General features: G+C 45.0%; 25 protein-coding genes. 20 read left to right on the top strand and 5 right to left on the bottom strand.

Annotated elements, in window-relative coordinates; genetic code table 11:
* Positions 1–378 precede the first annotated feature (378 nt).
* The 3 genes from ACQG11_RS21910 to ACQG11_RS21900 are packed head-to-tail and all read right to left on the bottom strand — an operon-like array spanning position 379 to position 1,518.
* The gene (locus ACQG11_RS21910; RefSeq protein WP_368748489.1) at positions 379–687 is read right to left on the bottom strand and encodes a hypothetical protein; all 309 of its coding nucleotides are present in this window, start codon (positions 685–687) and stop codon (positions 379–381) included.
* Positions 671–1,135 carry a hypothetical protein gene (locus ACQG11_RS21905; RefSeq protein WP_368748488.1) on the bottom strand — a complete coding sequence of 155 codons (465 nt, stop codon included), beginning with the start codon at positions 1,133–1,135 and terminating at the stop codon, positions 671–673. The genes ACQG11_RS21910 and ACQG11_RS21905 overlap by 17 nt, the downstream gene beginning before the upstream one ends.
* Positions 1,135–1,518 (bottom strand): helix-turn-helix domain-containing protein, encoded by a 384-nt coding sequence (locus tag ACQG11_RS21900; protein ID WP_064910697.1) that lies wholly within the window; start codon positions 1,516–1,518, stop codon positions 1,135–1,137. Before ACQG11_RS21900 ends, ACQG11_RS21905 begins: the two co-directional genes overlap by 1 nt.
* Before the next feature lie 98 nt (positions 1,519–1,616).
* Here ACQG11_RS21900 and ACQG11_RS21895 point away from each other — a divergent pair, with 98 nt between their 5' ends.
* The 13 genes from ACQG11_RS21895 to ACQG11_RS21835 all read left to right on the top strand — a co-directional run bounded on the left by ACQG11_RS21895 (position 1,617) and on the right by ACQG11_RS21835 (position 14,162).
* Complete coding sequence (locus ACQG11_RS21895) at positions 1,617–1,835, top strand: transcriptional regulator (RefSeq protein ID WP_248052788.1); 219 nt, start codon at positions 1,617–1,619, stop codon at positions 1,833–1,835.
* 2 nt (positions 1,836–1,837) lie between these two features.
* Positions 1,838–2,389, top strand: coding sequence for a toxin YdaT family protein (locus ACQG11_RS21890; protein WP_426728820.1), 552 nt, complete (start codon positions 1,838–1,840; stop codon positions 2,387–2,389).
* A gap of 84 nt (positions 2,390–2,473) precedes the next feature.
* The gene (locus ACQG11_RS21885) at positions 2,474–3,391 is read left to right on the top strand and encodes a replication protein (RefSeq protein ID WP_426728819.1); all 918 of its coding nucleotides are present in this window, start codon (positions 2,474–2,476) and stop codon (positions 3,389–3,391) included.
* A complete protein-coding gene (locus tag ACQG11_RS21880) occupies positions 3,388–4,077 on the top strand; it encodes a replication protein P (RefSeq protein ID WP_426728818.1) in 690 nt (229 codons plus the stop codon). Before ACQG11_RS21885 ends, ACQG11_RS21880 begins: the two co-directional genes overlap by 4 nt.
* Positions 4,078–4,240: 163 nt before the next feature.
* The gene (locus ACQG11_RS21875) at positions 4,241–7,783 is read left to right on the top strand and encodes a hypothetical protein (RefSeq protein ID WP_426728817.1); all 3,543 of its coding nucleotides are present in this window, start codon (positions 4,241–4,243) and stop codon (positions 7,781–7,783) included.
* A 1,049-nt stretch (positions 7,784–8,832) separates the two neighbouring features.
* Positions 8,833–10,200 (top strand): AAA family ATPase, encoded by a 1,368-nt coding sequence (locus ACQG11_RS21870; RefSeq protein WP_108453080.1) that lies wholly within the window; start codon positions 8,833–8,835, stop codon positions 10,198–10,200.
* A 1-nt stretch (position 10,201) separates the two neighbouring features.
* Positions 10,202–10,936 (top strand): hypothetical protein, encoded by a 735-nt coding sequence (locus ACQG11_RS21865; protein ID WP_426728816.1) that lies wholly within the window; start codon positions 10,202–10,204, stop codon positions 10,934–10,936.
* A gap of 813 nt (positions 10,937–11,749) precedes the next feature.
* Complete coding sequence (locus ACQG11_RS21860) at positions 11,750–11,974, top strand: DinI family protein (RefSeq protein WP_426728815.1); 225 nt, start codon at positions 11,750–11,752, stop codon at positions 11,972–11,974.
* Between the two features lie 388 nt (positions 11,975–12,362).
* Entirely contained in the window at positions 12,363–12,965 is a 603-nt protein-coding gene (locus ACQG11_RS21855) for a DUF1367 family protein (protein ID WP_426728814.1), read from the top strand.
* Between the two features lie 4 nt (positions 12,966–12,969).
* A complete protein-coding gene (locus ACQG11_RS21850; protein ID WP_426728813.1) occupies positions 12,970–13,170 on the top strand; it encodes a hypothetical protein in 201 nt (66 codons plus the stop codon).
* A gap of 2 nt (positions 13,171–13,172) precedes the next feature.
* On the top strand, positions 13,173–13,454 hold the full coding sequence (locus ACQG11_RS21845; RefSeq protein ID WP_426728812.1) for a hypothetical protein: 282 nt from the start codon (positions 13,173–13,175) through the stop codon (positions 13,452–13,454).
* Positions 13,451–13,819 carry a RusA family crossover junction endodeoxyribonuclease gene (locus ACQG11_RS21840; RefSeq protein ID WP_426728811.1) on the top strand — a complete coding sequence of 123 codons (369 nt, stop codon included), beginning with the start codon at positions 13,451–13,453 and terminating at the stop codon, positions 13,817–13,819. The genes ACQG11_RS21845 and ACQG11_RS21840 overlap by 4 nt, the downstream gene beginning before the upstream one ends.
* The gene (locus ACQG11_RS21835; protein ID WP_426728810.1) at positions 13,812–14,162 is read left to right on the top strand and encodes an antiterminator Q family protein; all 351 of its coding nucleotides are present in this window, start codon (positions 13,812–13,814) and stop codon (positions 14,160–14,162) included. The genes ACQG11_RS21840 and ACQG11_RS21835 overlap by 8 nt, the downstream gene beginning before the upstream one ends.
* A gap of 205 nt (positions 14,163–14,367) precedes the next feature.
* Here ACQG11_RS21835 and ACQG11_RS21830 read toward each other — a convergent pair whose 3' ends face one another.
* Entirely contained in the window at positions 14,368–15,651 is a 1,284-nt protein-coding gene (locus ACQG11_RS21830) for a hypothetical protein (RefSeq protein ID WP_426728809.1), read from the bottom strand.
* A 233-nt stretch (positions 15,652–15,884) separates the two neighbouring features.
* Here ACQG11_RS21830 and ACQG11_RS21825 point away from each other — a divergent pair, with 233 nt between their 5' ends.
* From ACQG11_RS21825 to ACQG11_RS21805, 5 genes are read left to right on the top strand one after another with little or no spacing between them, the layout of a single operon-like run.
* Positions 15,885–16,274 (top strand): phage holin family protein, encoded by a 390-nt coding sequence (locus ACQG11_RS21825; RefSeq protein ID WP_426728808.1) that lies wholly within the window; start codon positions 15,885–15,887, stop codon positions 16,272–16,274.
* Complete coding sequence (locus ACQG11_RS21820; protein WP_333013785.1) at positions 16,264–16,542, top strand: phage holin family protein; 279 nt, start codon at positions 16,264–16,266, stop codon at positions 16,540–16,542. The genes ACQG11_RS21825 and ACQG11_RS21820 overlap by 11 nt, the downstream gene beginning before the upstream one ends.
* Entirely contained in the window at positions 16,542–17,171 is a 630-nt protein-coding gene (locus ACQG11_RS21815) for a glycoside hydrolase family 19 protein (protein WP_426728807.1), read from the top strand. Before ACQG11_RS21820 ends, ACQG11_RS21815 begins: the two co-directional genes overlap by 1 nt.
* A gap of 7 nt (positions 17,172–17,178) precedes the next feature.
* Positions 17,179–17,454: a hypothetical protein gene (locus ACQG11_RS21810; protein ID WP_426728908.1), complete on the top strand. Its 276-nt coding sequence runs from the start codon at positions 17,179–17,181 to the stop codon at positions 17,452–17,454.
* Complete coding sequence (locus ACQG11_RS21805; RefSeq protein WP_426728806.1) at positions 17,444–17,587, top strand: hypothetical protein; 144 nt, start codon at positions 17,444–17,446, stop codon at positions 17,585–17,587. Before ACQG11_RS21810 ends, ACQG11_RS21805 begins: the two co-directional genes overlap by 11 nt.
* A gap of 30 nt (positions 17,588–17,617) precedes the next feature.
* On the opposite strand, the gene ACQG11_RS21800 is transcribed toward ACQG11_RS21805, so the two are convergent.
* Positions 17,618–17,800 (bottom strand): hypothetical protein, encoded by a 183-nt coding sequence (locus ACQG11_RS21800; protein ID WP_426728805.1) that lies wholly within the window; start codon positions 17,798–17,800, stop codon positions 17,618–17,620.
* Positions 17,801–18,044: 244 nt separating this feature from the next.
* Here ACQG11_RS21800 and ACQG11_RS21795 point away from each other — a divergent pair, with 244 nt between their 5' ends.
* Both ACQG11_RS21795 and ACQG11_RS21790 read left to right on the top strand, forming a co-directional pair.
* The gene (locus ACQG11_RS21795; protein ID WP_426728804.1) at positions 18,045–18,245 is read left to right on the top strand and encodes a hypothetical protein; all 201 of its coding nucleotides are present in this window, start codon (positions 18,045–18,047) and stop codon (positions 18,243–18,245) included.
* A 189-nt stretch (positions 18,246–18,434) separates the two neighbouring features.
* Positions 18,435–18,662, top strand: coding sequence for a hypothetical protein (locus tag ACQG11_RS21790; RefSeq protein ID WP_426728803.1), 228 nt, complete (start codon positions 18,435–18,437; stop codon positions 18,660–18,662).
* Positions 18,663–18,689: the final 27 nt, after the last annotated feature.

Below are 18,689 nucleotides of genomic sequence, written 5' to 3'. Positions count from 1 at the left end.
CTTGCTTCCAGTTCTAGAATCCACGCTAATGTCCATCTCACCCTCGTTTGCCTTATCGCCGGCCAGCGGAACGTTTACACCTGATGCGCGTTAATCTATCCACCTCATCCGACTGTTCGTATGCCGTCGGCGGCTACTTCGTGGGCTCCATGCCTTGGTGGTTCGTAGTGCGTCTTGGTGAGTCTAGTAAATCACTACTTTACCCTTTGGGCAAGATAAGAGGTACAAAAAAGTACAGCAATACTTTACTTGGGTTGTATGGAGTACGAAAATGAGCTATTGAGGGCAAAAAAACCGACGCAAAGGTCGGGATAGGGCTGGGAGACGGTTTGGCTGCGCAATTGCTGGCGGGGGGGGGGAAACGGTTCGACAGTCGGGTTATTTATGAAAGAAAATTTCTAATATCTTAGGTATTGCCGGAATGAGTTGTGCGAACACTACTGCGCCAACAACCCATAAAATAATAGAATTTTTTGCGTCGCTTACATCTGTCTTTGTAGCATAGTTAGATCGCATAACAGCAATGTCAGTTTTCATTTGCTGGACGTCTTTTTCTAGATCCTTAACTCTCTGCAACATATCGCTACCTCCACCATTACCCCCACCATAAGTTGCATCATGGATTATTTCATTGGAAGCATCAAGGTTCCCGTTGGGCAAGCGAATGACGTTATCCTTGGGTTGCACTGTTACTACTCCAGTTTTTGGCGACGGCAAAATAGGAGCTTTTAACATCAATTAACTCCCACACAGCTTCCTCTTTTGCTTCTTTAAAAAGAAGGCTAGCTTCTAAACGATAGATTCCTGGGGCTTTAGGAGTAAAGGATTCAACTATAGTCATAGTTGCAACAAATTCGCCTTCATCACTCCATTGGGGCCTATATTTGAATAAGTTCTTATTGCTTTGAGATGGCGAAGTAATATCTTCGTCATTAAAGTAAATTTTTACATCAAGTGAATAATTATCCACACCGTTAAAACCAATCACTCCGAAGTTAACAGCGATGATTGAATTAGCAGGGAACTCGCTACAGGCGATAGTTAATCCTGGAGTTGGATCACCTATGGTCATCCCAGGCTGAAGTTCACTAGTATAGACAAAGGCTATCTTTGCTTGAACATCATTCGACATCATCAATCCCCTTGCGAACGAATACGCCCCTTTATGTACCTTTCATACAACTCGTCTAGTTCCTTAAGACGGATTGCGAAGATGCGGAGCATGTTCTGCTGTTCTTCTTCCGGCAACTGGCGATAGAGCTCGAGTAGGCGCTGTTCGTCTGGCTTGAGCCCGTCTTTCTCATCAACGTCTTCACCTAATAGCCAGGGGACCGACACCCCAGCTGCATCAGCTAAGGCAAGTGCCGATTCTTTGCTCATCTTGCCGGTTCGAAACCATCCGGTTACAGCTTGCTTGCTGACATTAGCTACTTTGGCCATCTCTGTTTTTGAGAAGCCTTTGTTATTCAATTCAGTCAGCCTAGATATCAGGCTCTGGTTAGGTTCTTTTCTATTCATATATGGATTGTAAACAATAGCTTTACCACTTGATAGGCAGGCGTATATTGACTTATTGGTAAATTGTTGCTTTACTCGCATGCACTTAAGGAGGTCCTATGACTGGAATTGAACTTGCAATTTTTCGATCTGGCTCGGCCAGCGCGCTTGGTGCTTTGATCGGTGTTTCAAAAATGGCTGTTTCGCTTTGGCGCCACAAGGGGATTCCGGCTGAGCGAGTGTTGCCTATTTATGGGGTTACCGGCGTAACTCCGCACGAGCTGCGCCCTGATCTTTACCCGAATCCCACCGATGGTTTACCTAAAAAGGAGCCCTAATCATGCAAACTTTTTCATTTCAACAGAGTAGCAGAGCTTCCTCTAATCCACTGATATTCCAGTGTCATCAAAGCGAATCGGCAGTGCAGGATATTGATCATCGCGATATCTGCTCAGCGGTCCGAGCTTGGGCTGCGGCAGAAGGGCGCGTAGCTGCTGCGCTTCAAATCCAGGAAGCGGCGGAAGAACTTCAACTTGATGGCGTGGATTTGTCAGGCCAGGCCGATGTCTGGAACGTGAAGCTGTTCCGCTGGCTCGACAACAAAGAAGACTCCGCATCGTACCGAAAGAACGTCGAACAGCTGCTGCCAGCGATCATGTCCGTATTACCGCTTCGATACCGCGACCGTGTCGTAAAGAACGACTCGTTTGCCTACAGGATGGCCCGGCTGGAAAAAGAGGTGAGTGAGGCGAAGCAAGCTTTGATGCTCGATGCACCGAAAAAGGAAAAGCTGAAGGAGTTAGGAGAGGGGATTTTCGAAATGTTCAGGATCGATCCGGACCTTACGGCGCCACTGCTGGCGATGGTCACAACCATGCTGGGGGCAATGTGAAGACTTCAGAAAAGGCGAAAGCCGGTCTGCGCTAACAGAACCGACTTTCAGGTGCAAAAACGGAGTGTAATTGCGGAGCTAAGTATGTCAAACACAGCTGAAATTATCAATTTCCCCCACAGAACCGAACAACCGGGAGGTCGTATGGCCGACCTGTCGAACGGGTACACCAAGGTCGCTAACGAGATCCAGCAACTCAAGCCTCGTCTGAGAATGTCAGGCCGGGAGTGGCAATGTTTTGAAGCGGTGATCTGGCTTACCTACGGCTGGAACAAGAAACAGGACCGCGTTACGAACACGGTGATCGCCGAGCTTACAGGGCTGAGTGATTCGCATGTTTCTGATGCGCTCAAATCGCTCACAGAACGCAAAATTATCTTCAGTCAGAAGCAGGGCGTGATGAAAACGGTCGGTATAAATACTGACCTTTCCGCCTGGATTTTAGACAAACCGACAACGGGAAAAGTCTTCCCGAAATCGGGAAAAGTGTTACCGAAAACGGGAAAAACCTTCCCGGAAACGGTAGACACCCAAGACTATAACAAGAACAATATTAAAAGATCCTCGTCTCGGAATTCTGACGAATCCCGAAACCAGAAAACTCAAAAGTTTCTCTCACGCCATCCAGAAGCTGCCGCCGGGATATACACCCCTGCAGGTAAATCATGGGGATCCGCTGACGACCTCAAGGCCGCACGCTGGATTTACGACAGGCTTCTCACCGTCAACGCATCGCTATCTGAGCCAAACTGGGCTGAATGGGCAAACACCATCAGGTTGATGCGTGTCCAGGACAAGCGTACTCACTACGAAATCTGTGACGTGTTCCAGTGGGCCAACCGGGATGAGTTCTGGAAAGACAACATCCTGAGCCCCTCGAGTCTGCGAAAGCAGTGGGATCAGCTCACCACTAAGCGGTTGCGTGCAACCGGAACGGCAAAACCTTCCCGGGGAAGCATCGACCTGCATAACACCGACTGGATTGACGGGGTGCTGAAATGAAAAACCTCGCAGAGAACATTCTCAGTTTTGACCGGGAACAGGCTCGCCGCGTGGCGCACAACTTGCCTGAGCAGTACACCGAGCGCGAACAAACGCAGCAGGTGGCGCAGATTATCAACGGGCTATTCGTACAACTGTCCGCCGCGTTCCCGGCAAGTCTGGTTAATCGCAGCCAGGAAGACGTGAACGAGATCCGCCGTCAGTGGGTTCTGGCCTTCAAAGAAAACGGGATTACCACTCTGGAGCAGGTTGAAGCCGGTATGCGCATGGTGCGTCGCCAGGAGCGCCCATTCCTGCCTTCGCCTGGCCAGTTCATCAAGTGGAGCAGGGAAGGGTGCTGCATGCTGGGGATCACTACTGCTGACGTCATGGCTGAGTACTGGAAGTGGCGTAAGCTGGTGTTTCGGTACCCGAGCAGTGAGCAGTATCCCTGGCCGAAGCCGGTTTATTACCACATCTGCCTCGAGCTGCGTCGCCGCGGAACTGATGGCCAGTTGAGCCATAAAGAACTTGAGCGTGAAGCTGGCGAGATTCTGGACTTGTGGGAAAAGCGGGTGCTGGCCGGGAAGCCGATTCCGCCCGTTCGACGGTCGCTAGCAGCGCCAGTTGCTCCGAAGGGGCCGACACCGGCGGAGTTGCTTAAGGCGAAATATGAGAGGATGAAAGCTGGTGGGAGGGCAGAGTGATGAATAGGTCTGCTATGAGCCATCAGCGGACATTTATTGGACTGTGGACTGAACCCATAAGAATGTCTACATAAACAAGCGCAATTCACGATGCGAGCGGAATAAAGTTTGAGTTAGCCAATTTCTGATTTATTCTGAATCAAAAATATGGAAGTGGTTGTTTATGGCAAATACAAAAAATCTGAGCAATCCTTTTTCTACAGGCGGTGGCGGTGTTCATTTTGAGGCACATGTTCAGGCGTCGTTTGTTGCACTGATGCTCACTTGCGGCAATGCCCCATGTCTTCCTTGCTGGCCTATTGTAGAAATCAAACTTCAGGGAAAAATTGAAGGTTTTGATACCGACGATCTCATTGTCGTTGTTGAGAATCTCACCAGTAAAGAAAAGCAGAAACTTCTTGGGCAAATCAAGCATTCTATTTCAATTACTCAAGGTAGCGCGATATTTGGGGAGGTGATACAGGCCGCCTGGAATGATTTCAATAATCCTGAGGTGTTCAACAGGAAGAATGATGTCATTGCGCTGATCACCGGTCCTCTAAGTTCGACTGATACCCACAATGTGAAATGGCTGCTTAGTCAAGCTAGGCATACCAAAAATGTGGATGAATTTCTTAGGAATGTGCGGCAAGCTAAGTTTAGCCCATCCAGAAGCAATGAAAAACTGGAGGTCTTCCAGTATCACCTGAAGGTAGCAAATGACGGTACCGATCTAACAGATGATGAACTGTATGAATTTTTGAACCATTTCCACTTGCTCGGCTACGATCTCGGTAATGAATTCGGTGTTGTTCTGTCTCTGCTGCATTCCCACATCGCGCAATTTCATCAGCAATATCCTCAATGGGTCTGGTCGCGGATAGTCGATATTGTGCAAACGTGGAATGAGGATGCAGGAACTATCACACCCAGCAAGATCCCAGACGATCTTTTAGATGTGTTCAAACAAAGAGTTGTTGCTACGATTCCTGAAGAATTAAGGGTGGTACCGCAGGCAGTAAAAACCGACTGGGCCCACCATCCTGATGCTTCCTGTTTAGCCATCGCAGTATTGGTCGGGAGGTGGAATGAAAAAAATGAATATGATCTGGAAGTGCTGACCCAATTACTTGGTATTAGTTATGACGAATGGTTAAGGAAGGCGCGAGAAATATTACATGCACCAGACAGCCCTTTGACTGTCAGAAATGGCGTCTGGAAAGTAGCTAATCGAATTGAACTGTGGAGTATTCTGGGGTCCCGTATACTTGACCAGAATCTCGATTTGTTCAAGTCTCTCACAATATCAGTACTTAAAGAGCCAGACCCTGTTTTTGAATTACCCGCTGAAGAGCGTTACGCTGCGAACATTTATGGAAAGGTACTCCATTTTTCACCTATGTTGCGACAAGGTATAGCCGAGGGTATGGCTATCCTGGGGAGCCAACCAGAGGCTTGCATTAACTGTTCTCAGGGAAAGGCTGAAGCTTGCAGTAATGTGGCAATTTGTGAAATTTTAAATGAAGCGGACTGGGTTTTATGGGGGAGCCTGAACGGCTTGTTACCCACGCTCGCTGAAGCTGCTCCCGCAAAATTTCTTGATGCAGTTGAGAAGGCAATGCACCAGACACCCTGTGCATTCGATGAGCTATTCTCCCAAGAGGGAAATGGCATTACTGGTGGGAATTATCTAACTGGACTGCTATGGGCCCTGGAAGGGTTAGCTTGGGATGAACAACATTTGGTCAGGGTCTGTGCTGTGCTTGCTGAACTCTCCAGCCACGACCCGGGGGGGAAGTGGTCTAACCGACCATCCAATTCGCTTTCCACTATATTATTACCGTGGTTGCCGCGAACACTCGCATCAATTGAAAAGCGACAGGTTGCTGTAAAAGTCATTTTTAAAGAATGGCCTGATATTGCCTGGAATTTGCTTGTTCGGCTTTTACCTGGCCAACAACAAACCTCTTTTGGAACACACAAACCTTCTTGGCGTCGAACCATTCCCGATGACTGGGAAAACGAAGTAACGAATCAGGAGTACTGGCAGCAGACATTGTTTTATGCCGAGCTTGCCGTAGCGAGCGCCGGAGAAGATATCGGTCGCCTGATCGTATTAATTGACCATTTTGATCATCTGCCAGCCCCTGCTTCCGAGCAACTTCTTGAGGTTCTCTCCTCTAAACCTATTATCGAGCTGCATGAAGAAAAACGTGTTTTGATATGGGAGCATCTCAATCAGTTATCAAATAAACACAGGCGATACTCTGATGCCAAGTGGGCGTTGCCTGATAATCTGATCAACAGCATCGAAAATGTTGCCGAGCAATTGGCTCCTACCAATCCATTTAACTTATACCAGCATCTTTTCTCAAACCGGGATTTTGATCTCTACGATGAAAATGGTGACTGGGAAGAACAGCAAAAGAAAATCGAAGCGAGGCGCGAAACCGCAATTTCGGAAATTTTTCGGCTTAATGGGGCTGAGGGTGTTATGCGATTTGCTGACAACGTTTCTGCACCCAACCAGGTCGGCAGTGTACTTGGAACGTTCAGCAATGATGTGTTCGAAACTATCCTGTTACCCCATTTCTTGGACACAACAGAAAATAAGCACAAGGCATTGGTAAGTGCCTTTATCTGGAAGCGTTTTTGGCTCAAAGGCTGGGAGTGGTGCGACAATCTAAGCAAATCTGACTGGACTCCTAAACAGCTAGGCCAGTTCCTTGCCTATTTACCTTTTTCCGGAGAGACATGGGGACGAGCTTCTCAATACCTTCAAGCTTTCGAAAGCGAATACTGGACCCGTACCGATGCCAATGCTTATCAGTCTGAAGGGGAGCTGGCTGGTGCCATTGATAAACTGATTGAACATGGCAGACCCCATGCGGCAATCCACTGTCTGTACAGAATGCATCAGAACAAGCAGCCCATCGATGCAAATCAGTGTGTTCGTGCGTTGCTGGCGGCCCTTTCAACTGATGAATCAAGCTCCAATATGGACACATACCACATAACGACTTTAATCAAATATCTTCAGACTAAATCTGATGTAAATCAGGATGATCTATTTAGCGTTGAGTGGGCATATATTCCTCTGCTGGATGGTCATAGAGGTACTGTGCCCCAGTTACTGGAAAACAGGATGGCTACTGATCCCGAGTTTTTCTGCGAGATAATTCGACTTATTTTCCGTTCCGAAAAAGAGGATGCTTCAGCCAGTGAACCCACTGAGCAATCGAAAGCCATTGCAAGAAATGCATGGCGGCTCTTGGATAAATGGGAGACTCCACCGGGCAGCCAACAAAATGGTTCATTTAGCGCAGATAACTTTACTAAATGGCTTGAGAAGGTTAAGGAATATGCAACAGAATCAGATCATTTAGAGATTGCACTAAGCAAAATCGGCGAAGTTCTAATTAATGCACCCTCCGATCCTGATGGCTTATGGATAAACCGAGCGATCGCTTCTGCATTAAATGACCGAGATGCTGAAAGCATGCGTGAAGGCTATAGACGAGGGACCTACAATTCTCGCGGTGCACACTGGGTCGATCCAACCGGGCAAGCTGAGAGAAAACTGGCGGATACGTTCCGGACAAAAGCAGAGGCAGTAGAAGATGCAGGTTATCAACGATTCGCCGTTACCTTAAGAGTTTTAGCAGATGGCTACGACCGGGAAGCGGAGCGAGTAATAAGTGATCAAAAAAACCGTGAAGATAATTAACCTAAACATTGTGTTACAAGCGTGGTTACAAATCGCCACCACTGGCGGTTAAGAGGCATCTCATGCAACTACGCATCACAAGAGCAATCGGTCTCAGCAAGTTCTCGCCACATTGGATTAAGGTAATCTGTTTACGGTTGACTAAAAACGATATTGAGCGCTCCCTCAACGCGCTTCTGGCCACAATTGATGAATCTGAACTCACCCCTGGCAATTTAAAGCATTAAGGGAATGCGTAGACAGAATTAACCAGGCGAGGGGGAAGGGGTTTCAAGTGTAAGCAATTTTTGTTAAGAATGTTTCGATGTTGGGTGGGTAATGATGGCTTTTATACAAAAACAGTGATATTTGAGATGTGGCTAAACGTTAGAAATTAGCTCAGTCTGCTGGATGCGCAAGTCGCATCAAATGGATCGAGACCGGCGGAGTTGATTATGGCAATATATGTGCGCATCAAGGTTGTTGGGAGAGTATGCATAATGCGATTAACTACCTCTGGACTAATTTCCAGATTATTAAGAAAGATGATGAAATCCATTTCTGTGATTCAGGCCCTTTATTGAGCACTAACAGTATTTGGGTGGCCGAAATAATTAATAATGTATTCGTTATGGAACCAAACGGAAGAAACTTATAAATATGATGCATGTGAAGTGCTAGAAAGTTTACTTCGTATAAGTATACCAAAAGAGCAGGTAGGCCATCAAATCGACAATATTATCTTGATTGCTGGGTATGTTCCACGGGAAAAAAATTTTCTGTAGCACTATGAAAGTTGTTTGGTTGTCTATTCGAAAAGAATGACTATGTAACGCTTTGTCATGTTGGGATAGTTCTGCTCTATTCTTACTGCGGAACGCATAGGTTTAATAATCATGTAAATTTCGCTTAAGGGCGAATGGATGGTCGATTTAATGAAAACACTTTAAAAACAAAAGGTTATTTTGCTTGGTGTAATGTAATTTTGTACTTGATCTATATTAGAATTTGTATATGCTAATGTAACATTGCTCAGTTGACATTAAAAATAACATCCACTAGGCGTTTATATGATCAAAACAATATCCTTGCGCAATTTTAAATCATTTAAGAATTTGGATGATTTAATTGTAAATAATCTTACGGTTATTGCTGGTAAAAATAGCTGTGGGAAGTCTTCTATTTTTCAAAGCCTTTTGTTACTCAAGCAGACGCTATCAAGTAAATCAAAGGAACAGCTCGAACTTGATGGGGAATACCTTACTTTTACAAACTTAAAAGAGTTATCTTTTTCTATTCCAAGCATTGACAGAGCCAGTATAGAGTACGGGTTTAAACTAGCATATAAAGGCGATGAAGCCAATATCAAATTCAGCTTTAAAAATAAAAAAAGATTTAATCATTATTCTCCAATGGTTAATTCATTTTCTATTGCTGCCCAAGGAGAAGATAGAAAAATTGATTTTTTAAAATTAAGGATTAACAAAGGTGATATGCCATCCTTTCTCAAAGATATTATCGTTGATAATAATGTTAAGTTTAAAACAAGTTCTGAGTTTGAATATTTTTATCCGAGTTTCATTCAAATTAAACGACAGGATTTGACATATAATAATGAACGATTTACAGAATTCGGGCTACCAGTATCTGCTTTTTACCCTCAAGAAAGTTTTATGATGTCAAGACTCATTGCTGATATCATTAACATTAAATATTTAGGACCATTGCGTGCTATTCCGAAACGTGCATATGTTCATTTTAGTGAAGTGGCAAAGGAGTTGTTACCGTCTGGTGAAAATGCAGCTCATATCTTGTGGGCTCGACAGAATGATTCAGTTAAGTTTGATGGAAAAGAGTTAAAACTTAAAGATGCATTAAATGAATGTATTCATGTTATGGGATTAAGTCAGCGTATTAGCCCCGCAAGAGTAGGTGAGTTAATTTATCAAATTAATTTAAGTAATGCTGATTGTTCATCTGAAGTAACTATTTCAGATGTCGGTTTCGGATATTCTCAAGTAATTCCTATAATTCTAATGTGTTTGCTCAGTTCTCCCGGTGATTTAATATTGCTTGAACAACCAGAAATACACTTGCATCCATCAAGTGCAGCAAATCTAGCTGATCTTTTTTTACGATTCATTAAAGACGGACGCAGAATAATGGTTGAAACACATAGTGCTGAATTAATAAACCGATTAAGGCTGCGAGTTATTGAAGAACCAAGTATTAAAGATGATATTAATATCGTCTTTGTTGAGAATACTGGAGATGGTAAAAAGTCTGGGGCTACTATAATGCAATTTAAAATAGACGAAAATGGAATGTTCCCAGAATATCCTGATGGCTTTTTAGATGAGTCGACTAAGTTAGCCGATGCAATTTTACAAGCAAGAGTAAAAAAGAATCAAGAGTTGAAGGCGCCTTGGGAAAAATAACATGCCAAAAATCACATTTTGCCCACATCATATTTTAAACATTGATCCTAACCTTGATCCAAGGGTAATAGAAAAGTTTTATGTAATGCCATTGATTGACTTTATAAAAGCCTGTAAAGTCATGGGGTTGAAAGTTTCTATTTCACAGACTTTGCTTGAGATGTTTGAGGAGCTGCACCCTTGGTCTTTAGGTGAAGACGTAAAATGGACCAAGTGGCTGGCTGATTGGCATGCAGTATTAAAACCGTTGTTAAATGACATGGATATTGTTGTACATCCTATAACAGGCAATGTTAGTAAAGTTAGATGTGCAGGTATCACAAAAAAAGTGAATGATATTTTTTGTGATTTTATAAATTATATTTCTACTCATACATTTCACGATAAAACAAATGAAGAGGCTATTTATACACCTACACCTATGTGCATAAATTACAACGATTTCATTAACATAAAAGAAGTGAAAGATATAAAATTTGCCAAATACACGTGGTACAAAATTTATCCTGATAATCTTCCATCGCAAGGTGATTTTCCTTTTGTGCCCCCTCAACATTGGCGTAAAAGTGCGAAGCCTTTAAAGGCTGGAAAACCGAATTATGGTTTTTTGGATGATAAGCGGCGTGAATGGCATTGGGATAAGTTTCATAAAGATCATTGGGATGTTCAAAACCCTGGTGGAGGTTTAGATGATTATACCAATGTAACACCAGAAGGTAAGATTCTTCGGGAGTGATTTTTAACTTTCCAAACGTGTTTTTTTTGCATGAAAAATTTTTCAAATTTCATTATGCTAGTTAATGTATAAGTTCCTAGGATTAAATACTTAGGGGCTTATGCTTATAAAGGCTATTCTTAATTTTTTTATAGAGCTATTCTTTGGTTTTGTATTTCGACTATACCAAGACGGATGATATTTAAATGGCAATTAAATGCAAGGATAGTAAATTTATTTGATGATTTTTGATATTTATCGTTTGCTTATACTTATTATTTGCAATCAACGCTAAGACCTGCACGCCGCAGAAGACTTCGAATATGTCTCTAAACAAAACATTGACGTGCCAGCTCAACCATGTGAAGAGTTTGCTTCGTATTATCAATCGAAGGCTGAGCCTAAAACATAATTTTCAAGGGGTTAATGCTTCTGGTCTGTCTCCACAAATTACGTTGTGGGTCATTTGAAGCGCCTGAGCATGATTTAAACGAATTATTTTCAGTACATATGCTCTCCTTATCGAAGGGCGCTTCACTTCTAGGACTTTTATACCTTCATTTTTCCTTCGCCAATTGTAAGGGTGTTTTCTTCATTAACATGTATGCTGATGAGTGCCTATGCAAAATCTTGGCTTCGGCATGCGGGAAATACAAGTTAAATTGTTGTCTGAAAGCGCTTCTTCATAGGAATATCCTGATGTGGGTTATGCAAACAGTACTAACATAGGGTGTTTTAATCATCGGGAGTTGATCACTAAATCGTTGCAAAATCCGTTACATAAGTTTATAAATATACTGTACATGCATACAGTAATTCATTGCGGAGGGATAAATGAAAATCGAGCTAACCATTGATCGCATGAAGAAACTTCCTGATGGAGCTATACCTGCGCTCGAGTCAGAACTGCTCAAAAGACTCAGCAAACAGTTCGATGAATGCCAGCTTACGATTAAGCGTACCAGTAATAACGGTTTGACTGTTTTCGGGGGCGACAAGAAAGAGGTCGAACATATCGTACAGGAGACCTGGGAGAGCGCGGACGAGTGGTTTTATTAATCGCGTGAATTTCATTGGAGCAGTTTCAAAGAGTATCGCTGTTTGCGTTCCCCTGGCTGTTCCCGATTACTGTTTACCGCGTCAATAAGTCGCTCTGGGGGAAATAGTGTGTAGTGCAGATGCCTTTAATGCAGATGATCAATGGTACGACGTGGTCAGAAGGGCCGATAAAGCAGTTATCTATAGCTTCCCGGCGGAAGGGAGATATCTGGTTTATCGAGTAAATGGAATAGTTTCATTACGACCGTTACTCGAAGAGGAAGAAATCTTCACTTTCAACGGGTTTATGCAATTTGCAAAACGACTGGGGTACCGAGTTACACCACCGTCTGATATTATTCTTTCATAGGCCTGAACAACCTATACCTGATGCGCCACGGAGATAACCATGGCGCTAGAATTACAACTTATAAAACACCACTCAGGAATACTGATCCCGGCTACGCCCGAGACCAGCGATATCCTGCAATCAAAAACCCGGCTCGGCGATGTTCTTGTTGCCGAGTTCAGGCGGGTCCGAAATCCGGCATTCCACCGGCGCTTTTTCGCGCTTCTCAATCTCGGTTTTGAATACTGGGAACCAACCGGCAGGGCTATTTCTAGTAACGAGCGGAAGCTGATTACCGGCTACGCCAAATTCCTGGCTTCTTATGGCGGGAATGAGGGCGCGCTAATCGATGCTGCTGAGCAGTATCTTGAGCAGGTTGCTTATCGGCGCGTCACAAATGGCATTAGCCTATGCAAATCCTTCGATGCTTACCGCTCATGGGTGATCGTCGAGGCAGGGCACTTCGATGCTATTCAGCTACCTGACGGCACACTCAAAAAGCATCCTCGCAGCATTTCATTCGCCAACATGGACGAACTGGAATTCCAGCAGCTCTATAAAGCTGCGCTCGATGTACTTTGGCGCTGGGTCCTGTCCCGTTCATTCCGTAGCCGTGACGAGGCCGAAAATGTCGCCGCGCAGCTCCTTGTCTTTGCGGGGTGATGGAATGAAGAAGACCTGGTTCCACCACACCGATTGCACAACCCAGCAGGCCGAAGAACTCATGGCGGAATACCAGCGCCGCGGCGTGAAGGTAGAGCGCAACCTGAACTCCGATTCTCTCACCTGGACCGTCAGCGCCCGGCTGCCTGAAGGCAATAAACCACCGCGTATAAATCGCCGGTGGCAAAACCGGATATGGGGGTGAGCATGGCTATTTATCGCAGCAAAAAATGGCTCGCCGCCGTCGGTAAGATCGAGCGTTGTGTTCTTTGTGGAGCATGGGGGACGCAGGTGGCACACCGGAACGAAGGGAAAGGCATGGGATTAAAAACCGATGATTGTGCGACAGCTGCGCTCTGCGTTTGCTGTCATGACAGCATTGATAACGGGAATAAGCTGAACAGAGAGGAGCGTCGGCAGCTTATGGACCGCGCGATTGTTCTGACAGTGATTGAAGTTGCCCGCCGCGGGCTGGTGGTGCCCGCATGAAAATTTACGAAATTACGCCGATTGGCAAACCCCGAATGACTCAGCGCGACCGATGGCATAAACGGCCAGCAACAGCAGAGTACTGGGCATACAAAGAACATGTCAGGTTGCTGGGCATCCGCCTCCCAGAGTCCGGATATCACGTCACGTTCGTCATCCCCATGCCAAAGAGCTGGAGTAAGACGAAGCGGGCGCAATATGTCGGCCGGCCTCATCAACAAAAGCCGGACAAAGACGATCTGGAAAAAGCTCTACTGGATGCAGTGTTTGACGAGGATAGCCATGTCTGGGACGGACGGGTTACTAAAATCTGGGGAGAAACCGGGCAAATAATCATCGAAGACATTGGAGAGAAAAATGCGTGACATGTACGACGTAATGGACCGCTGGGGAGCTTGGGTGGCTGCTGATAGCAGTGGAGTTGACTGGCAACCTATCGCGGCTGGATTTAAGGGGCTGCTGCCACACGGTAAGAAGTCACGCCTGCAATGTAATGATGATGAAGGGATCATGATTGATGGTTGTGTCGCACGCTTGAGGAAATATAAGCCGGAGGAATATGAGCTGATCATAGCTCACTTCGTGATTGGTATCTCGCTGCGAGCTATTGCTAAAAAAAGAAAGTGTTCTGATGGAACAATAAGGAAAGAACTACAAACAGCGCTGGGTTTTGTGGAAGGTGTTATGAGTATCGTTATAGTAGGATAAAAAAAAGCCACCGTAGTGGCTTTTTTTAACCTTATGCTTGCGCTGGTAACTCTTTGTATAATTTGGTGAAAAAGTTAGAGTTGCCTGTAGCATTACGTCTAGTTTTCCCTGAAGCGTTTACATGGAAAAAATCGTTAACGCTTTTAGGCTGTGTTCTTTCATAAGCTTGCTTAAGTGACATTTTTTTCCCCTTATCCATTTGTCTCTATGACCGCGAAAAGTAGTGATGGTTCAGTTCTTTTGCAAAGTAGTGCTTTCTTTTTACCCAGATAAAACCATCTGCTTTAGAAATAATCGCAACGTCTATTGGGCCGCCTACTGTTTCGGTGTCGTCGGAGACCTTGCGCTTGAAAGCAGTTAAATTAACTAATGATTCAGCCATGTAGGCAAGATCTTGCTTTGGTAAAAACTCGATCATATTAACAACTTTGTCAACATAGTTTTCGCGTACAAAGCTATCTATACGGGCTTTACACTCGGCGACTGTCCCACGAACTACGTTAACTATAGCCTCTTTGGCTCCTTCGAGATCTGTCGCAGGAACCATATCTGTGATTACTGTATCTATACCATCCAGCAGATTAATGATCGAACTCTGATACTCATTATGAAGGTTTTGTATGAGATGGGAGCTTGCCCCCTGCATAAAAGCAGAAACCTCATCTTCTTGAGCAAAGGGGGTGACACCGCAGTTTGGAGTTATGCAACACTTATCAGCGTTTGTGGTCTTCCTGATTTTGTTGTTAAAGAAACCACATACCTCATAGGATAGAACCTTGGGATAATAGTCTTTATCACCATAGCCAGCGATTACAATCCCTGAGATAGAACCTATATCACTTTGCTTACAAATCATGGCCGCTAATACGTCACTAACCACTTTGATAAGTTGTGGTGTTATGGATGCGGGATCGAAATCATTAAATTTTTGGCTAATAATACGCTGTGAGACTGCTAAAGTGTATGTAAGTGCTGTTTGTTCGTCATCTGAATTAAATCCATCCAAATAATCAACTTCTGCCAATCTTGTCAGCAACTGTTCGCAGTAATTTGTGAAATCTGTCACAAATTGAAGTTCATCGAAGTTTACAAGATAAGCAGGTTCGAGATCTTCGGAGAAAGCATCAACCAGCATTCCAAAAACAGTTTCACTTAAGAAGTGATAGAGGTGCGCATCACGCATACCAGAGGTAATTACAGCTTCAGCAGACTGCAGGTAACTGAAGAAATCCTCTGCGTACTCCTCAAGTGTGTCAAAGCATTTAGAACCTAATTCCTTTCTGTATGCCTTGATAACAAGCTCCCATGGAGCAGTACATAGGTCGCCGCTTCCATACACCATCAATCCTACTGGATGATGTTTAGTCAAAGCGAAAAGTTTTTCTGCACCATTATAAATTTTATGTTTACCACCGCCTGAAATCGTTACAGCTGAATCTGCTGCTAAGGCTACAGCGGTTTTATTGAAAACGGCTATTTCTGCAGTCATTTTTTATTCTACTTAGGAGTTACGAACAGTGTATTAATGAAAATACAAAAAAATTAACGCGTACGCAAAAACTTTTGTAAGCTGTTAATTGTGGCAATCACTACACACCACTAAATCATCTAAAGCCTGCCAAAATTGGTAGGCTTTGTCATTTTTGAGGCTGCCAAGTGGCGGCCTTTTTTATTTCCCCTCAAGCATTCTGAGAGGATCCGTAGCAACTAAGAGGGGGCTTAATGTCCGATCCATTAACCGGCACCGGCGCTGTTCTCAGCGGCGGCCTGCTGGCTTCAGTCCTGTACGGCGTCTTTACTCATACAGATTTTGGTGTGGTGTTCGGGGCGTTTGGTGGTGCGGTGTTCTACGTCGCGACAGCAACAAACCTGTCCCGTGCCCGACTGGCAGCATATTTCCTGACGTCGTTTATCGTTGGGGTGCTTGGGGCGGGACTTATTGGCTCAATGCTAAATGCAGCTTCGCACTATGAAAAACCTCTGGATGCACTGGGCGCAGTGATTCTGTCTGCCCTGTGTATAAAAATCCTCACTTATCTTAACAACCAGGATTTGAACAACGTGTTCAAGTTTTTCTCGCGGCTACGCGGGGGAGGGGGAAATGGCAATTGACCCGTCAGCAGTCTTTAATGCGTTTATTTGTGCGGCCATCGTCATCGTGCTGATGTTTTACCAGCGACATGGTGCCCGGCATCGCCCCTTTATTTCTGTTCTGGCGTATATAACCGTGCTGGTTTACGCCGCGATCCCCTTGCAGTTCATCTTCGGCCTTTATCGTGATTCCAGCTGGCTGGTGGTGGTAGCAAACATTCTTATCTTCGCCGCCGTCCTGAAGGTTCGTGGAAATATGGCGCGGCTGGTTGATCGTCTGAGGCACTAATGAACCAAACACAATTTCAGAAGGCGGCTGGTATCAGCGCCGGGTTAGCTGCGCGTTGGTATCCGCATATCGACGCCGCTATGAAGGAATACGGCATCACCGCACCGCTTGATCAGGCCATGTTTATTGCCCAGATGGGGCATGAAAGCACCAGATTTACCCGGCTGGTGGAAAACCTGAATTACGCTGCTGAAAACCTGGTGCCGACTTTCGGCAGCCACCGCATCACTCCACAGCAGGCCGCCGCACTTGGCAGAACGGCAGAGCACCCGGCTAATCAGAGAGCGATCGCCAATCTGGTGTACGGCGGTGAGTGGGGTAAAGAACACCTGGGCAATCAGTCAGCAGGCCATGGCTGGAAATATCGCGGTCGTGGTTTGAAGCAAATCACCGGACTGAGCAATTATCACAGTTGTGGTCAGGCGCTGAAACTGGATCTGGTGTCGTATCCCGAATTGCTGGAGCGAGATGATTACGCTGCGCGCTCAGCTGCATGGTTTTATTCGTCCCGCGGTTGCCTGCTTCATTCCGGCGATGTTGAGCGCGTTACGCTGCTTATCAACGGTGGACGTAATGGTCTGGATAAACGCCGCGCGCTGTTTAACCTGGCGAAATCTGTTCTGGTATGAGGTGAGTGTGGGTATCGAAACGATAATCGGGCTGGCCGCGTTGATAATTTCCGCTATCGCCGGCGCTTTTGGCCTGGGCCATATTCGCGGCACCAGCAAAGCGGAAGCGAAAGCCGACCAGCTGCGCACCGAAGATAACGCAGCGGCAACGGCCGCAGCAGCCGAACGCCGTGTAGAAGCAACGAAAGAGGCCAGCAATGTACAGCAGACTGTTAACCGCATGCCTGATGACGATGTTGATCGCGAGCTGCGTGACACGTGGAAGCGTCCCGGTGGTGGTTGATACCGCCTGTGACTGGGTAAAGCCAATCTATCTGACTGATCACGATATCGACGTTATGGACCGCCAGACGAAGAAGGACATCCTGGCGCATAACAAGGCTTGGGATAAAAATTGCAAAGAAGAAAAAGATTGAAAGCGGCAATAATCATGCCGCTTATTGATATCAGCTTTTATTTGCACTAGGACAGCATACGGTAAATTGCTTCTCAAGTTCTTTATATACTGGATGAAGATTTCTGCTCAAATAACCATCAGCATTAAGTTTTAAAGATGAATTGCTCAAACGGGCTGCAATGATGCTGCACGCTTGCTCGAAAAGGAAAATCTCTTTCTCTTCTTTTGTCATGATTAGCCCTTGATTTATGTGCTTGGTGCCTAACCATCATATTGAAGTGAAAAAAGAAAATGCAAGCTTTAATGGAGATAAATGACTTTCTAAAGTGGTAATTATGTACTGGGTAGACCCATTTTTATCCCGATGTGGGGATAAAACTATTAATATCCCCTATAGCGGATAAATGATCTGGTAGGAATTAAACTTGTGACTATGATAATGTGAAATCTTCCATTCAAAAACGATAGAGGATGTCATGTCAGAAAGAGAAATTGATCTAGAACAGGCACTAATCGCAGTGATTGGTGCATATCGTAATGCTGGTGGAGATGTAGATAAATTAGTTCAAGATGCAAATGGATTGATTCTTGGGCACAGTGTATATCGGGTTGTAGAGCATCCACATGTTACCCGAGCATGTGAAGAAATTGAAAAAGCTGTGAACTTCAAGAAGTAATCCCTTATTGGCATAAGGCCTCGCACTCGCGGGGCTTTTTTATGCGCATCAAGCAGCCATTACAAAGGGCAAATGCTGTGCTGACAAGATGATAGTCATTTTTGTTTGTTCATGCATTGCTTGAAAATTTGACGTTGAGACACAATATCATTTCCACGGGCATCTCTCGTTCTACTAAAGGGAAAGGACATGAATCAAGAGTTGGATAAAGCTATCTACACGGCTCTAAGAAAGTTCGAGGGTTCCTCTGGTGTCGGTTCATCCCCAACAGCAAATGAAATCATCAGAGTTGTTAAGCCATATTATTCTCAGGGTAGCGAGCAAGAGAAGCGTGACACATTGGCAAAGCTTGAGAAATTACGCAAAGAGCCAGGCGTGCCATTCCCCACAAATCTTGAACAGCTTCTCGAAAGTTAATTCATCGAAAGCAATCTTCTGAGCCAC

Origin of the sequence: Enterobacter cloacae complex sp. 372C4 (assembly GCF_050030615.1) — a bacterium.
GTDB classification, from domain to species: domain Bacteria; phylum Pseudomonadota; class Gammaproteobacteria; order Enterobacterales; family Enterobacteriaceae; genus Enterobacter; species Enterobacter intestinihominis.
Note: the sequence above shows the minus strand (reverse complement) of the source record. Positions and strands in the feature narration are given on the sequence as shown.

Excerpts from the sequence above, each read along its gene's own strand:
- ACQG11_RS21905 (WP_368748488.1), bottom strand. The coding sequence starts at position 1,135 with ATGATGTCGAATGATGTTCAAGCAAAGATAGCCTTTGTCTATACTAGT.
- ACQG11_RS21900 (WP_064910697.1), bottom strand. The coding sequence starts at position 1,518 with ATGAATAGAAAAGAACCTAACCAGAGCCTGATATCTAGGCTGACTGAA.
- ACQG11_RS21895 (WP_248052788.1), top strand. The coding sequence starts at position 1,617 with ATGACTGGAATTGAACTTGCAATTTTTCGATCTGGCTCGGCCAGCGCG.
- ACQG11_RS21890 (WP_426728820.1), top strand. The coding sequence starts at position 1,838 with ATGCAAACTTTTTCATTTCAACAGAGTAGCAGAGCTTCCTCTAATCCA.
- ACQG11_RS21885 (WP_426728819.1), top strand. The coding sequence starts at position 2,474 with ATGTCAAACACAGCTGAAATTATCAATTTCCCCCACAGAACCGAACAA.
- ACQG11_RS21880 (WP_426728818.1), top strand. The coding sequence starts at position 3,388 with ATGAAAAACCTCGCAGAGAACATTCTCAGTTTTGACCGGGAACAGGCT.
- ACQG11_RS21875 (WP_426728817.1), top strand. The coding sequence starts at position 4,241 with ATGGCAAATACAAAAAATCTGAGCAATCCTTTTTCTACAGGCGGTGGC.
- ACQG11_RS21870 (WP_108453080.1), top strand. The coding sequence starts at position 8,833 with ATGATCAAAACAATATCCTTGCGCAATTTTAAATCATTTAAGAATTTG.
- ACQG11_RS21865 (WP_426728816.1), top strand. The coding sequence starts at position 10,202 with ATGCCAAAAATCACATTTTGCCCACATCATATTTTAAACATTGATCCT.
- ACQG11_RS21860 (WP_426728815.1), top strand. The coding sequence starts at position 11,750 with ATGAAAATCGAGCTAACCATTGATCGCATGAAGAAACTTCCTGATGGA.
- ACQG11_RS21855 (WP_426728814.1), top strand. The coding sequence starts at position 12,363 with ATGGCGCTAGAATTACAACTTATAAAACACCACTCAGGAATACTGATC.
- ACQG11_RS21850 (WP_426728813.1), top strand. The coding sequence starts at position 12,970 with ATGAAGAAGACCTGGTTCCACCACACCGATTGCACAACCCAGCAGGCC.
- ACQG11_RS21845 (WP_426728812.1), top strand. The coding sequence starts at position 13,173 with ATGGCTATTTATCGCAGCAAAAAATGGCTCGCCGCCGTCGGTAAGATC.
- ACQG11_RS21840 (WP_426728811.1), top strand. The coding sequence starts at position 13,451 with ATGAAAATTTACGAAATTACGCCGATTGGCAAACCCCGAATGACTCAG.
- ACQG11_RS21835 (WP_426728810.1), top strand. The coding sequence starts at position 13,812 with ATGCGTGACATGTACGACGTAATGGACCGCTGGGGAGCTTGGGTGGCT.
- ACQG11_RS21830 (WP_426728809.1), bottom strand. The coding sequence starts at position 15,651 with ATGACTGCAGAAATAGCCGTTTTCAATAAAACCGCTGTAGCCTTAGCA.
- ACQG11_RS21825 (WP_426728808.1), top strand. The coding sequence starts at position 15,885 with ATGTCCGATCCATTAACCGGCACCGGCGCTGTTCTCAGCGGCGGCCTG.
- ACQG11_RS21820 (WP_333013785.1), top strand. The coding sequence starts at position 16,264 with ATGGCAATTGACCCGTCAGCAGTCTTTAATGCGTTTATTTGTGCGGCC.
- ACQG11_RS21815 (WP_426728807.1), top strand. The coding sequence starts at position 16,542 with ATGAACCAAACACAATTTCAGAAGGCGGCTGGTATCAGCGCCGGGTTA.
- ACQG11_RS21800 (WP_426728805.1), bottom strand. The coding sequence starts at position 17,800 with ATGACAAAAGAAGAGAAAGAGATTTTCCTTTTCGAGCAAGCGTGCAGC.
- ACQG11_RS21795 (WP_426728804.1), top strand. The coding sequence starts at position 18,045 with ATGTCAGAAAGAGAAATTGATCTAGAACAGGCACTAATCGCAGTGATT.
- ACQG11_RS21790 (WP_426728803.1), top strand. The coding sequence starts at position 18,435 with ATGAATCAAGAGTTGGATAAAGCTATCTACACGGCTCTAAGAAAGTTC.